Here is a 13,565-nt window from a genome sequence, read left to right on the forward strand (position 1 = left end):
CTTCGCGTTTTTCCATCTATCGGTCCGTGATGCCAGCACGACCCGTTTTCTTGCTGGGTAATCTCGGTGTAGAGGGGCGACTTGTGGGCTCGATAGAAAACAGGGGGTGAGTTACCCGGCGAATCGATGCGTCAGTTCTCGTAGCGGCCTTTCGTCTTGAGGCCGAGTTCGTGCTGAGCAACCTCCGCCTTCTGCTTGTCCACGACGTCGTGGAGTACGAGCGTGCGGGCGTTGCGCCAGAAGCGATCGGCATCGAACTGTCGACTGGTCGAACGTGCGCCACAGATCTGAAACAGTCTATTTGTAACATCCAGTACGACCTCTGACGAGAAGATTTTCGCCCGCGATACGGCTGCTGTCGTCTCCTCTTCGAGGTCTGGATCGTCGTGGTGGTCCTCCAGCAGTTCGATCGCTCGCTCGACGAGTTGACTTGCTGCCTCCGTCCGAACGTTCATGTCGCCGACGTGGAGTTGCACGTGCGGGTCGTGAGAGAGGGATGGCAAATCTTTCGGGGGTTTCGACTCGTTTTCGAGGTACCACTTGGTGAAATCGAGCGCACCCCTTGCGAGTCCGACGAAGATACTGGCAAACGAAAGTTGAAAGCTATTCCAGATGTAGGGATTCTCCGTGAGATCGCCAGGATCTCCGATAATACACTTATCGGGGATGGATACATCTTCGAATTCGACCATACCGCTGGCTGTCGAGCGCTGCCCCATCCCGTCCCACGTATCGTGGATCGTTACGCCGTCGGCATCATCAGGCACGACGACCTGCATCAACCCATTCATATCCGTGGCGCCTTCTTTCATCGCGAATGCCATGTGATAGTCGGCGTGTGTCGAGTTCGTGGTGAAGAACTTTCGACCGCTAACCTCCCAACCGTCGTCGGTTCTGGTAACTGTCGTGTCGTAGTCAGTGCGGGTGTTCCCCTCGAAGACTTGATCGGGTTCGCTTCCATAGTATCCAAACACGGCCCCGTTCTCTGTGACTTCATTGCTGAAGAATTCGCGTGATTCCTGCGAGCCGAGCGCACGGATCGTTCCCACAGCCATAGAGTGTGTGGCGAAACACTGTGCCGTGCTGCTACATCCTCTTGCAAATTCTTCGATTGCGTCGAAGAAAAGTTGGTAATCGCCGGCCATTCCCGCGTCAAACCCACCGAAATCGCTACCGCAAGCGAGTCCCAGGAGATTTTCTTCCGCTAATACGTCGAAATTATCGGCCGGGAATGACGCCTGCCGGTCGACCTCTGCTGCGCGATCCTCGAATATCTCTGAACAGCGGACAATTCGCTCTGCTAATTCTCCGTGCATAGTATGTTGACAGACCCGAAAGGTAAAACAATTTTTCTTTTTTGAGCCTCTGTCCGTCCCACTGCGGATGGAAACGGTACGGACTCGGCCACGCTAGATGGGGAGCGATCCTGACGGTATGTGACTCGGCTGCGACGTGAACACCGAGTCAACGCTCGACGACACCAGAAAGCTTCGCTCGAGATTCAGCAGGCGCTAACTGTACTCGTCGAATTCGCCGCAGAACATGAACTCACTATCGGGCCGTCCCGAACCGGGCGGTCAGGGTCCGAACGACTGGTAGTGCTGGTCGAGTTGGTGCTGTTCCTCTCGGAGTCGCTCGTACTTGATACCGAGGTTGATCAGGTGCCGTGCAACGTCCTCGCGATCGTCGTTGCCAGTCACTCTACTCTCGATTTCGTCGAGAGTTTGCTCCGACACGTCAACTGTCAGTTCCGTCATACCGAAGCTTACGCACTACACCCCAAAAATACTAGGGGTGTGTTCAGCGCTCTCGTGAGAGCACGTTCACGCAAGAGACACTGCCCGTTGCGTTTCGGCCGATGCCGATGTTGTGCTGGAGGCCGTACTGCGGGTCGTTGCCGACTTGTACGGCTCCTGCTTCACCACGCAGTTGCTCGTAAATTTCGTTGATCTGTGCGACACCGGTAGCACCGATTGGATGACCCTTGGCGAGCAGACCACCGCTCGGGTTGACCGGCTTCTCGCCGTCGAGATGTACGGTTCCCTCCTCGACGAATTGTCCGCCCTCGCCCTTTTCGCAGAAACCGAGATCCTCGTACGTGATGAGTTCGGTGATGGTGAAACAGTCGTGGACTTCGGCGACGTCGATGTCCTCGGGACCGATATTGGCCTGGTCATACGCTTGGTTCGCTGCCTGGGTCGTCGCTTCGAACCCTACCAACGCCGAGTCGTTGCCACGAAGGAGGCTGTCCGTCGAGAGTCCGCTTCCAGCCGCCCATATTGGATCGTCCGTGTAGTTGTCGGCGACATCTTCACTCGCGATGATCGTCGCAGCTGCGCCATCAGTGACAGGACAGCAGTCGTACAGTTGGAGGGGGTAGGTGACCTGTGGACTCTGGACGACATCTTCGACGTCACAGGTGAACTGGTAGTGCGCGTACGGGTACTTCGAGCCGTTTTCGTGGTTCTTGACGCTGACCTCGGCAATCTGTTCGCGAGTCGTACCGAACTCGTGCATGTGCCTCGTTGCCCGCATGCCGAAGAAAGCAGGCATCGTCACCCCACGTCCCCGCCAGACCTGATCGAGCGCTGCGTTCGCGATGAGTCCCTCGGCAGAGTCGTGCATCTTCTCGACGCCCAAGACGAGGGCGACATCGGCGCTGCCCGCACGTACCGCTTCGACGGCTGCCCGGAACGCTGAACTGCCAGTTGCGCACGCGTTCTCGACCCGCATGATCGGAATTTCGAACTGCCCAGTCGGATGCGCGAGACCGAGACCGCTATTCGCGTCTCCGGCTATATTGCTCGTTCCCAACCATCCAGCGTCGATCTCGTCAGGCGAAATGCCGTAATCAACGTCATCGAGCGCGTTGAGGAAGGCTGCCTCGGCCATATCGTCCGTCGATTGCTCGTACAGTTCACCGAACTCAATCATCCCGGCTCCGATCACGGCGACGTCCCTCATTAGCGCTCACCTCGTGGGAGCTTGAACTTAAAAGAGTGGACCGGTAGCCCGTTGATGTCGAACAGTTGCCGGAGATCAGCATCGGCGACCATTCCGATCTCGATGTCGTCGGGTTCAGTCTCCGTAAACAGGCCGTACACCCGGGCTGGTTCGCCGTCGGTTTCCTGTGGCATATCAAGCACGGCGAGCGGGAGCGGAGTCTCGAATTCATCTGGGAGACGGTTCTGGACGACGTACGAACGGACTGTTCCTCGTTCCTGGAGACGGACCTCGTCCCATTCGACTTCATCCTGACAGCGCTTGCAGATACGCCTGTGTTCCGGGAATGAGACGTACCCACACGTGCGACATTCCCGGGCGAGAAGCCGTTCGTTCTGCGGCCGATCGCGCCAGTGTGGCGGTTCGTGCATTAGGCGTTCCCTCCTGTTGGTTCGCGGAACGAACGGTGTTTCGAGTACGTCACGTAATCTTTGCTCTCGATATAGTCTTGCGTTGTCATAGGTGTCGCTCGGGTAACATCGTCTACTTCGAGGGCGAGTGCGGCACAGCCGCCAGGACCGCCGGCTGCGACGAGGAGCCTGTCGTCCGGAGCAGCGTTCTCGAGGACGAGCGCCAGATCAAGGAGGACGCTCGCCGTGCCGGCATCGCCAATGTCGGCGAACGTGGACGGACGCTCGGCGTCGCTGTCGAGCGCAGAGAGGACCCGATCGCCCCAATCGTCGCCGGGAGCGGGAATCGCTGCGATATCGGCTGTGCCAATCTCTCCGATTGCCTCGGCGACCTCCTCTACAAACCGATCGCGGTTGAATGGAACTTTGCCTTCGACCGGCGACCCACCCGCTGGGGTGAACCGACCGACGAAGCCGGTCGTATTGACGGCCGCGCCGTCCAGGGACGCGACATCCCCGTCCGCATCGAGGACGACTGCGGCTGCGCCGGCGCCTGCGGTCTGCTCGGCTGAGGACCCGGCAGTTGCTCGCCGGATATCGGTCGCCACGACCAGCACCGTCTTGGCACGGTCGGCTTCGATCGCGTCTCGACCGGCCAGTATGGCATCCACTGCCGCACGCTGTGATCCCTCAAAGTCGGCGATGCGGGTTTGAGGGTCGATGCCAACAGCGTAGCCGACGTTCGAGGCGACGCCGCGTTCGTCGAACGGATCTGACATCGTCGCAGCGAAGACTGCATCGAGATCTGCTGCCTCGACGGCTGCGTGTTCGAGGGCGTTCGACGCGGCGTTTACGCCTAGGGAGACAATTCCTTCGTCGCTGGCTGGAACGGACACCTCGCCGCTCGAGGGATAGTCACCGTGTTGTGTGGCGATCGTTTCTCGTTCAATCCGGTAAACTGGGATATACGTACCGTATCCACGTATCGCAACCATACAGTGCATCAGTGAACAGACTACAACTATAAAAAATCTCGTCTCATTGTCCCAGTATGCGCCAGATTTGCCGATTTCTGGGCGACGGATATGGATCGTGTTCAGGTACGCATGGAAATTAGAAATCCTTTCTGAGCATTTTCGACCGGATGTGGAGAGAGTGACACCAGCCTTACTCGACCCAGGCGTCGACAACTGATCTTCCGGCTCCAAATCGTGAGTTGAATCTCCCGTACAAATACCAGAGACGGTGTTCTGTTAGTTCCGTACGTATTATTTGGTGAGCGATACCCAACACTTTTGAGACAATCACTCGAAGCGTAATCTCATGGATGCCATTTTCGCAGAGAATATGGACCAGGAGATGCAGCGTCGCCTCGAACCGTGCCTGGACGAAATCGTCAGCCAAGCGCCGGACGTAGACCGCGGCGGAGAATTCCCGGCCAAGAACTTCGAACTGCTCCACGAGCACGATGTCCTCAATATTACCGCAGCGAGCGAACACGGCGGCCTAGACGCCGGGATCACGAGCAATCGAGCGTACTACGCCGCCACCGCACAGCTCGGTGCTGCCTGCAGCAGCACTGCGCAGTGTTTCTCGACGCATTCGATCGCCCTTGCCATCACCCGGGTGCTCGGTACGGCTGAGCAACACGAGCGCTACGCCCGGGCGGTAGCAGACGGGGCTATTTTTGGGTACTATGGGAGCGAGCCTGACCAGGAATTCGACTCCGACTCCGGCGACAGAGTCAGGTACAACGCCGAAGCTCGGCAGGTCGACGACGGCTGGATCATCGACGCTGACAAGTTCTTCGCCACGAACTCCACGCACGCAGACTACCACATGCTCCACGTCATGGAGGCCGGTTCGGAAGACATGACGGGGCTGCTCCCGGTTATCGTGCCGGCCGGTGCGGATGGCGTCACCATCGAAGACACCTGGGACGGGATGGGACAGCGCGCGACCGCGAGCGGCATCGCGAAGTTCGACGGCGTACACATCTCCGACGAGAACGTCATTGGCGAGCCAGGCGACCTCATCGAACATGGACTCATCGGCTTTAATTTCCAGCTTCTGTTCGCAGCTATCTTCGTCGGCCTCGCCAAGGGTGCATTCGAGTTCACCACGTGGTACCTGGAGAACGAATCCAAACCGCCGAGCGATCTCGAGAGCCTCGCACACGACCCCCACGTGCAGCTCCACGTCGGTGAGATGGACATCGATATCAGGGCCGCCTGGGAGCTGGTCGACCGTGCCGCCCAACTGCTCGACGAGACCGAAGGCGGGGCCAACGCCGAGGCGCTGTCGAACATGGGCACCGCCGTCTACCGGGCGAAAGTGAAATCCTCTGAAGTTTCGATCGACGTCGCGAATCGGTTGTTCCAGATCTGTGGCGCACGCTCGACCAGTCGACAGTTCGACGCCGACCGCTTCTGGCGCAACGCTCGTACACTCACGCTACACGATATCCTCGACAAACAGAAGACGAGCGTCGCCAAGGATGCACTGGGGATAGAGGAACAACAGGCCTCGACGCGGTGATTCGGAGCGGGCCACGCCAGGCCGCCTGAGTTCTAAGGCATTCCGTCGTCGTCCCCTGATCGACGCCTCGCAACTGGCCACAGCGGTCGGATCGATCGCATCTTGGGGGATCTCCTTCCGCCAGCCGTCGGCGACGACTGACCGGCGAGGCGGATCGCACGGGGCTGCCAGACGGCGTCTGCAGCGTCGGCACGGAAACCACTATATTCCCCAACACCAACGAATATCCATGGATCACGATGGCACAGAGATCGATGTCCGGCTGCAGACGAGTGCTCTCGGCGATCTCGAGACGATCACGTCGTTCGGGACGCTCGCGGAATCGCTCGGCTACGACCGCGTATGGATTCCGGAGACCTGGGGTATCGACGCTGTCACGGTCAGCACGCTCCTCGCAGAGCGGACGGACGAACTGGGCATCGGCGTGAGCATTTTTCCGACCTACTCGCGTTCGCCGGCCCTCGTCGGACAGACCGCAGCGACGCTGCAGGCGGCAAGCGGCGGGCGATTCCGGGTCGGACTCGGCCCGAGCGGCCCGGCGGTCATCGAGAACTGGCACGGCATCCCGTTCGAACGGCCGCTCCGCCGGACGCGGGAGTACGTCGAGATCGTCACGCAGGTGCTCGCCGGTGAGACGGTGTCGTACGACGGGACCTTCTTCGAACTCTCAGGCTTTCGCCTCAGGTGCGACCCACCCGAAGATCCGCCAGGCGTCGACGTCGCGGCGATGGGACCGAAAGCTGTCGAACTGACCGGTCGGTTCGCGGACGGCTGGCACGCCCTCATGCTCACGCCGGATGGCCTCCGAGATCGGGCCAGCGACCTCCGGCGCGGTGCCAGCGCTGGTGACCGCGATCCTGCCGACATTCACACGACGCTGACGGTTCCGTGCTGCGTGCTCGAGGATGCTGCGACAGCCCGCGACCTCGCTCGCGGACACATCGCCTTCTACGTCGGCGCCATGGGCACGTTCTACCGGGATGCGCTGATCGCCCAGGGCTACGAGGATATCGCCACCGAGATCCACGATGCCTGGCAGGCGGGTGAGACGGATCGGGCGAGGCAAGCGCTCGACGACGACCTCCTGGACTCGCTGGCCATCGCCGGCACGGCGGACGACGTCCGACCGCGGCTAGAGGCGTTTACAGGCGTCGACGTCGTCGACGCCGTTTCGCTATACATCCCGAGCAGGGCGACGAACGATCAGGTGCGGGAAACGATGGAAACGGTAGCCCGGTGCGTCGAGTGACAAGGCTGTGATTCGCCCGCAACACGGTCCGAAGCCCGAGGATGGCTCGCATCACACGACGTACGCATCTCGTCACGATCGCTCACAAGCATAGAGTTTTAAAAAAATAGGTTGAACAGGTACAACGTGAATTTCGAATTGTCAGACGAGCAGCGTTTGATCCGCAGTCAGATTCAGGAGCTCTGCGCGGATTTCGGCGACGAGTACTGGCGTGAAAAGGACCACAATCATGAGTTCGGTTGGGAATTCTTCGATGCGTTCGCAGACGCGGGCTGGTGCGGGCTCACCATTCCCGAGGCGTACGGCGGCCAGGACTACGGCGTGTTTGAAGCAGCGCTCGTCCAGCAAGAGGTCTCACGCTCAGGCGGAGCGATGGCTGCCACGTCGACGACGTCCCACCACGTGTTCAGCACCGCACCGCTGGTCGAATACGGCACTGCCGATCACAAGGAGCGCTACCTTCCGGCGATCGCCAGGGGCGACGTGATGGTTTGTACGGGGGTGACTGAACCGAACGCCGGAATCGACACGTCCCAGATCGAGACCTACGCCGAGCGAGACGGCGATGAGTACCGAATCACCGGGCAGAAGATCTGGACCTCGAAGGCCCAGGAAGCCGACGTCATCATGCTTCTGGCCCGAACGAGTTCCCAGGAGACTGGCGATCGTTTCGGCGGTCTGTCGCTGTTTTTCACCGAATTCAGCATGGACAGTGACGGCGTCGACGTTCAGGAAATACCGAAGGCGGGCCGCGGCGCAGCAGAATCCAACGAAGTGTGGTTCGACGACTTCCGAGTGCCGGCGGACGACTTAATCGGAGAGGAGGGGGCGGGATTCGAGTACCTCCTCTCGTTTGCAAACGCTGAGAGGATCAGTCTCGCCGCGAGCGCGCTCGGTATCGGCCAGGCGGCAGTCGAAAAAGCGAGCCAGTACGCCAACGAGCGTGAAGTGTTCGGAAACAAAATCGGGTCATATCAGGCAATCCAGCATCCGCTTGCCGATTCCTGGAGCAAGCTGCTCCAAGACGAACTCCTCGTACAGAAAGCGGCGTGGCTGTACGATCGTGACCGAGAGTGTGGAGTTGAAGCGAACGCGGCCAAACTACGAGCGAGCGAACACGCGCTCGAGGCTTGCGAACGGGCCGTCCGAACCCACGGTGGCATGGGATACGCCAAGGAGTACGACGTCGAACGATACTGGCGGGAGGTCATGATCGAAGTTCTGGCACCCATCCCCAACGAGATGATCAAAAATTACCTGGCCCAACACGGACTCGGATTACCTCGATCGTACTGACTCTCCGTTCAGTCACTCCAGGACGACTAACACGTCGCCCATGTCGATGCTCTCGTCCTCAGAGACTGCAACTTGTGCGATGGTGCCGCTTCGGGGGGCCACTATATCATTTTCCATCTTCATTGCCTCCAGCACGCAGAGTACGTCGCCGGATTCCACTGCATCTCCCTCGTCGACGGCGACGTCGAGAATGGTGCCCTGCATCTCGGCAGTGACCTGTTCGCCGTCGGCTATCGTGGTTGCAGCGGCGTCACCGCCGCTATTGCCTCCGTTGGCTTGGTCGGATTGCGCTTGTTTTTGACTGCCGCCATTCATGACAGCGGTAGTGTTCGGCGTTCGAGCCGAACCGTGCTCTTCGAGTGTTACATCGATGCGCTTGCCGTCGACCTCCAGGGTGTACTCCCGCTCGACGCTGTCCGACGCTTCCTCGGTACTCGCCGACGCTGCCTCCGACCCCCACTGATTTTGGGCGTCAACGACGCGTTCAGGGTCCAGTTCCTCGTCCAAGTACTTCGTGTGATGGAGTCCGCCGACGAACGTCTCGTCAGTCAACAGTAACCGGTGGAGTGGGATGATCGTCGTGATGCCCTCGATGTCGTACTCGGCCAGCGCCCGCTGGGCGCGGCTAATACACTCGTCGCGATCGCCTGCTGAGACGATCAGCTTCGCGATCATGGAATCGTAATCGGTTACCAACTCGTCACCCTGTCGAAGCGCGTCGTCGACCCGGACACCGATACCGCCCGGTGGATCGTACGTCTCGAGGGTGCCGCCAGTCGCTGGCGAGAACTCCTCTGCAGCGTTTTCAGCGTTGATCCGGAATTGTATGGCGTGGCCGTCGATATCGATATCGTCCTGGGAGAAGGCGAGTTCCTCATCGGCTGCCACTCGCAGTTGCCATTTCACGATGTCGATCCCGGTGATCTCTTCGGTAACCGTGTGTTCGACCTGGATACGGGTGTTAACCTCGAGGAAGTAGAAGTTATCGTCGATATCGAGCTTCTCGCTTGGGTCCCGATTAGGGTCATCTTCGACGAGGAATTCGACGGTCCCGGCGTTAGAGTAGTCGGCGGCGCTCACGCCTCGCCGTGCGGCTTCGCCGATTTGTTCGCGTAAGTCGTCTGTAAGCTCGGAACTCGGCCCTTCTTCGACGACCTTCTGGTGACGGCGCTGGAGCGAACAATCCCGCTCCCCGAGGTGACAGACATTCCCAAGCTGGTCGGCGAGTATCTGGACCTCGATGTGGCGTGGATTGTCGAGATACTTCTCGACATAGACCGTTGAATCGTCGAAGTACGCTTCACCTTCGCGCTTGGCTTCTTCGAGTCGATCTTCGATCTCGTCTTCGCTGCGGACTATCTTCATGCCGCGCCCGCCGCCGCCTCCTTCGGCTTTAATAGCGACTGGATAGCCGTGTTCGTCTGCGAATTTTCCGACTTCTGTGGGTTCCGTGACCGGATCTACCGTCCCGGGAATGATGGGGACATCCGCATCACTCATCACTTTGCGAGCTTCGGTCTTCTTTCCGAGGCGTTCCATCGCACCCGCAGACGGACCAACCCACGTGATTCCGTCAGCGGCTTCGACTTTGCTCGCGAACTCTGCGTTTTCCGCGAGAAATCCGTAGCCTGGGTGGATCGCGTCGGCGTCTGCGTTCCGGGCCACGTCCAGGATTTCACCGTGATCGAGATAGGAGTCGGCCGCTCTCGACGGACCGACGTTATATGCCTCGTCGGCGTATCTGACGTGCCCGGAGTGTTTGTCCGCCTCGCTGTAGACGGCGATTGTATCGATCCCCAATTCCTTGCAGGCGCGCATCACCCGGACGGCAATCTCTCCGCGGTTTGCGACGAGTACCTTGTCAAACATTTCTATCAGTTCTACGATAGTGCCATGAACCTCCATATAACTACTCTTTTGGTATCCGATGGCATTCAGATTCAAGTGAAAGGAATGGCGTATGGCGGTTTCAATGCGGTCTATGACTGAACATGCATGCTTCAGTGTAGTATCGGCCAGTTCGACGTGTTTTCGTAGACGAGAGGCAACGCTGTGACTGGCGATGATTGCAGTATTCAGCTCTATCTTGCTTCCCCTTTAAAGTCCATCCGAATACCAAAGTTATACTATTATTTACAATTCACCAGAACATGACCGGATATATAAAAAGCTGACTTTCAAGCGAACCCAGGGAGAGGCTATACGACGACGCGCATTGCGGCGTCGGCACTGTCCTGATAGGCTTGCCCATGCGATCTGGCTGGCACCTGAGGTGCCGTTTGCGTCGTGAACCCGTCGTTAAGTTCTTGGACCAGTCCAGGATGCGCCATTGCGCGTCGACAGAGCGTGTTCGTGTAGTGAGTAGTGCGCTGGTTCTCATCTCATGGTCAACGAGACCCCCAAGTACACTCACGTTGAACTTCTCCGTTACTTGTCGGTCGTGCCGGCACACCACCGGGTCGCCAGCCACCTGATTCAGTACTTTAGAAAGGTTATTGGTTATCATATCAATATATTGCATAATGCGACGTGCAAGATTTCGTACCCCGAGCGGGAGAACGCGAAACGGAACGTGGACCGACCGCAGACTCGAAGCCGGCGGAACGGTGTATCGACCCGACGAAGTGACAATCCTTCCACCGACGGAGCCGACGAAGATCGTAGGGGTCTCAACGAACAACTACGATCTCGTCGACGAGTATGGCTACGAACTTCCGGATCGACCGAAGCTCTTTTTGAAACCACCGAATACCGTTTCCGGACACGGTGACACAGTTTCGTTACCCTCTGGAGCGGAGATCCAGTACGAGGCAGAACTGGCTGTCGTCATTGACACCCAGTGCCGTCACATGTCCCGCGACGACGCCATGAGCGTCGTGGGGGGATTCACCATCCTGAACGATCTTACAGACAAGTCGAACGACGATGTGTACGGCGTGCGTTTCAAAGCATTCGACAACTCTGCAGTCGTCGGACCCGTCATCGTCGATCCTGATGCAGTCCCCGATGACGCTGACATCGAACTTCAAGTCAACGGGCAAGTCCAACAGACCACTGACCGATCCCGTCTCAGATTCGGTGTGCCTGAGATAATCGAAGAGGTGACGCGGTACATGACACTCGAACCGGGTGACCTGATCGCGACCGGAACCACGTCAGGAGCCGATGCGCTAGCCCACGGTGATGATATCGAGATCGAGATCGAAGGCATCGGCACGCTAGAGCACGGTACCGCTATTACCGATGATCGAGACCACTAATCGCTAGTAGCCAGCGGATCCCGTCCCCGTAGGGCCACGATAGGATACCCAGTTATTTCCCGCTTCCGACACAGTGTGTGGAAACGTATCCGACTTCGTCGACCTGATAACGGTACGGGAGTCGTTGCGGCGATCGCAAATCGTGCGTTCCAGTACCGATACTAATCGGAATTTAGGATTGTTCGCGATTCACTTCGCTCGCACACGACGGGGCTGAGATCGAACACAAGGCGGCCCTGCGAAATCTCGTCGTCTAAAAGACGGCTCAATTGGCCGTCTTCATACTTCCCGCGTGGTGTCGTATTCGATGTCGAATTGCGACCGGCCGATCTGAGTCGCGGTCATGTCGTGTCCCGAGTGCTGGGTGTGGGTGTGCATGTCTCGAAGATATCGGCCGATGGGGAATTGCTCGAATTGTGCTGTGGAACCGGCGGTTTCGGCGATCTGGAGGCCGACGTCCATCGCCGTTTTGGCGTTGAACCACTTGGCCTTCATCGCCATCACTTCTCCGTTTTTCTGGCTTGCAGTCGGATCTTGCCACGTGCGGATGGCGTCGTGGAAGAACGCTTCGGCGGCTTTCATTTCGACGTGAACTTCGCCGGTTCGTAACTGCACGGAATCGAAGTCAGCCTTGCCTCGCTCCTCCATGTACTCACGGTAGAAGTCGTAGACGCCCTCCATCGAGCCGAGGTAGTTCGCACAGAAGGCTGTGTGAAACTTCGCTTGCCACCGTTCGTCGAGGTATTGTCCGGGTTCACCGAGCATGTTCTCCTTGGGGACAAAGACGTCGTCGAATTCGATGCGCGGGCTAACGGCGGCTCGCATGCCAAACGGGCGCCACCAGCTCTCGTCAACTTCGACGCCGTCTCGGTCATCGTCGACGATGAAGATCGTGACGGATTCTGGACCGTCCAACCCATCCAAAGAGACGAAGATGAGATGGAAGTCGGCGATCGGCGCGTTGGTGGCGTAGAGCTTCGTTCCGGAGATCTCGTAGCCACCGTCGACCGGCGTCGCGGTCGTGCTCAGATCGTACTGATTGGTCATATTCGGTTCGGCAAAGGTGAACGTCCCGGTAGCCGTCACGTCGTCGAGCATCGGTTCGAGGTACCGTTCGACCTGCGCGTCCGTGGCGATCTTATCGAAGAACCAGGCGGTATGGTAATGGAGTTGGAGGCAGTGTGCGGTCGAACTACAGCCGTGAGCGACTGTCCGGATCGCCTGCAGGTACTCGGCGGGGTCACCCTCGTCGGTGTTACTCCCCCAGCCTCCGTTTTCTTCGCTCACCGACGCTGCCAGCCACCCTCGCTCGCCTAATTCCTGTAGATTCTCTGTGGGTATCTCGTAAGAATCGTTGTACTCCTTCGCCCGCGACCGAAATTTATCACGGGCCAATTGATCGAGCTCTGAAAATTTCTTAGAATCGGTTACACTTTTCGGATCTTTTATATTGTTACGACCAACACTCATAGTTTCTAAGGTATATCGCGCTTCTGGTTCATAAGGATTTGGACGCGTGGCTAGTCAGGAAGGTTCTCATCTGGATGTTCGAGTGAGCGGATGCGGACCACTGCTGTTCTAATCGATCGCTGGTGTAACTCATCTAGGGACGATTGGTAGTGATACGGAAAGGCGAATTTTATCGGCTGATATCGAAGTAAAACCTCTGATTCCCCCGAATTCGATGGTTTTGCGCCACTCGTCGACCTCGCCCTCGACCGTTCGGCAAGGCTTGAGATCCACGGCAACTAGAACTGCTCGATTCCTGGCTGCTAACGGTTCGTCCAGGATAGATCCGTTCGGAACTGACGGATAACTGTCAGAATCGGGTGCCTGGCACGCGCTGCAGCGACTCGTTTCTGTCTCGTG

11 protein-coding genes are annotated in these 13,565 nt (G+C 58.4%); 4 read left to right on the forward strand and 7 right to left on the reverse strand.

Going from position 1 to position 13,565, the window contains the following annotated elements; translation table 11 throughout:
• Positions 1-131: 131 nt before the first annotated feature.
• The 5 genes from HYG82_RS42310 to HYG82_RS42330 all read right to left on the reverse strand — a co-directional run bounded on the left by HYG82_RS42310 (position 132) and on the right by HYG82_RS42330 (position 4,348).
• Positions 132-1,316, reverse strand: a complete 1,185-nt coding sequence (locus HYG82_RS42310) for an acyl-CoA dehydrogenase family protein (protein WP_235218139.1) — start codon at positions 1,314-1,316, stop codon at positions 132-134.
• A 261-nt stretch (positions 1,317-1,577) separates the two neighbouring features.
• On the reverse strand, positions 1,578-1,757 hold the full coding sequence (locus tag HYG82_RS42315; RefSeq protein WP_235218140.1) for a hypothetical protein: 180 nt from the start codon (positions 1,755-1,757) through the stop codon (positions 1,578-1,580).
• Positions 1,758-1,800: 43 nt separating this feature from the next.
• Complete coding sequence (locus HYG82_RS42320) at positions 1,801-2,964, reverse strand: thiolase domain-containing protein (protein WP_235218141.1); 1,164 nt, start codon at positions 2,962-2,964, stop codon at positions 1,801-1,803.
• Positions 2,964-3,374 carry a Zn-ribbon domain-containing OB-fold protein gene (locus HYG82_RS42325; RefSeq protein ID WP_235218142.1) on the reverse strand — a complete coding sequence of 137 codons (411 nt, stop codon included), beginning with the start codon at positions 3,372-3,374 and terminating at the stop codon, positions 2,964-2,966. The genes HYG82_RS42320 and HYG82_RS42325 overlap by 1 nt, the downstream gene beginning before the upstream one ends.
• Positions 3,374-4,348, reverse strand: coding sequence for a hypothetical protein (locus HYG82_RS42330; RefSeq protein ID WP_235218143.1), 975 nt, complete (start codon positions 4,346-4,348; stop codon positions 3,374-3,376). The genes HYG82_RS42325 and HYG82_RS42330 overlap by 1 nt, the downstream gene beginning before the upstream one ends.
• A 328-nt stretch (positions 4,349-4,676) precedes the next feature.
• On the opposite strand from HYG82_RS42330, the gene HYG82_RS42335 reads away from it, so the two are divergent.
• The 3 genes from HYG82_RS42335 (at position 4,677) to HYG82_RS42345 (ending at position 8,436) form a co-directional block, all read left to right on the forward strand.
• Positions 4,677-5,891 (forward strand): acyl-CoA dehydrogenase family protein, encoded by a 1,215-nt coding sequence (locus HYG82_RS42335; protein WP_235218144.1) that lies wholly within the window; start codon positions 4,677-4,679, stop codon positions 5,889-5,891.
• A 229-nt stretch (positions 5,892-6,120) separates the two neighbouring features.
• Positions 6,121-7,140: a TIGR04024 family LLM class F420-dependent oxidoreductase gene (locus HYG82_RS42340; protein ID WP_235218145.1), complete on the forward strand. Its 1,020-nt coding sequence runs from the start codon at positions 6,121-6,123 to the stop codon at positions 7,138-7,140.
• 126 nt (positions 7,141-7,266) lie between these two features.
• A complete protein-coding gene (locus tag HYG82_RS42345; RefSeq protein ID WP_235218146.1) occupies positions 7,267-8,436 on the forward strand; it encodes an acyl-CoA dehydrogenase family protein in 1,170 nt (389 codons plus the stop codon).
• A gap of 12 nt (positions 8,437-8,448) precedes the next feature.
• On the opposite strand, the gene HYG82_RS42350 is transcribed toward HYG82_RS42345, so the two are convergent.
• On the reverse strand, positions 8,449-10,305 hold the full coding sequence (locus HYG82_RS42350; RefSeq protein WP_235218147.1) for an acetyl-CoA carboxylase biotin carboxylase subunit: 1,857 nt from the start codon (positions 10,303-10,305) through the stop codon (positions 8,449-8,451).
• 653 nt (positions 10,306-10,958) lie between these two features.
• Between HYG82_RS42350 and HYG82_RS42355 the strand changes: the two genes are divergently transcribed.
• Positions 10,959-11,696 carry a fumarylacetoacetate hydrolase family protein gene (locus tag HYG82_RS42355; RefSeq protein ID WP_235218148.1) on the forward strand — a complete coding sequence of 246 codons (738 nt, stop codon included), beginning with the start codon at positions 10,959-10,961 and terminating at the stop codon, positions 11,694-11,696.
• A gap of 279 nt (positions 11,697-11,975) precedes the next feature.
• Here the strand turns inward: HYG82_RS42355 and HYG82_RS42360 are convergent, their stop codons facing one another.
• Positions 11,976-13,091: an acyl-CoA dehydrogenase family protein gene (locus HYG82_RS42360; RefSeq protein WP_235218149.1), complete on the reverse strand. Its 1,116-nt coding sequence runs from the start codon at positions 13,089-13,091 to the stop codon at positions 11,976-11,978.
• Positions 13,092-13,565 lie beyond the last annotated feature (474 nt).

The organism is Natrinema halophilum (assembly GCF_013402815.2).
Classification (GTDB): Archaea; Halobacteriota; Halobacteria; order Halobacteriales; family Natrialbaceae; genus Natrinema; species Natrinema halophilum.

What these genes read in the sequence shown, in the direction of transcription:
- HYG82_RS42310 (WP_235218139.1), bottom strand. Translation starts at nt 1,316, where the DNA reads ATGCACGGAGAATTAGCAGAGCGAATTGTCCGCTGTTCAGAGATATTC.
- HYG82_RS42315 (WP_235218140.1), bottom strand. Translation starts at nt 1,757, where the DNA reads ATGACGGAACTGACAGTTGACGTGTCGGAGCAAACTCTCGACGAAATC.
- HYG82_RS42320 (WP_235218141.1), bottom strand. Translation starts at nt 2,964, where the DNA reads ATGAGGGACGTCGCCGTGATCGGAGCCGGGATGATTGAGTTCGGTGAA.
- HYG82_RS42325 (WP_235218142.1), bottom strand. Translation starts at nt 3,374, where the DNA reads ATGCACGAACCGCCACACTGGCGCGATCGGCCGCAGAACGAACGGCTT.
- HYG82_RS42330 (WP_235218143.1), bottom strand. Translation starts at nt 4,348, where the DNA reads ATGGTTGCGATACGTGGATACGGTACGTATATCCCAGTTTACCGGATT.
- HYG82_RS42335 (WP_235218144.1), top strand. Translation starts at nt 4,677, where the DNA reads ATGGATGCCATTTTCGCAGAGAATATGGACCAGGAGATGCAGCGTCGC.
- HYG82_RS42340 (WP_235218145.1), top strand. Translation starts at nt 6,121, where the DNA reads ATGGATCACGATGGCACAGAGATCGATGTCCGGCTGCAGACGAGTGCT.
- HYG82_RS42350 (WP_235218147.1), bottom strand. Translation starts at nt 10,305, where the DNA reads ATGTTTGACAAGGTACTCGTCGCAAACCGCGGAGAGATTGCCGTCCGG.
- HYG82_RS42355 (WP_235218148.1), top strand. Translation starts at nt 10,959, where the DNA reads ATGCGACGTGCAAGATTTCGTACCCCGAGCGGGAGAACGCGAAACGGA.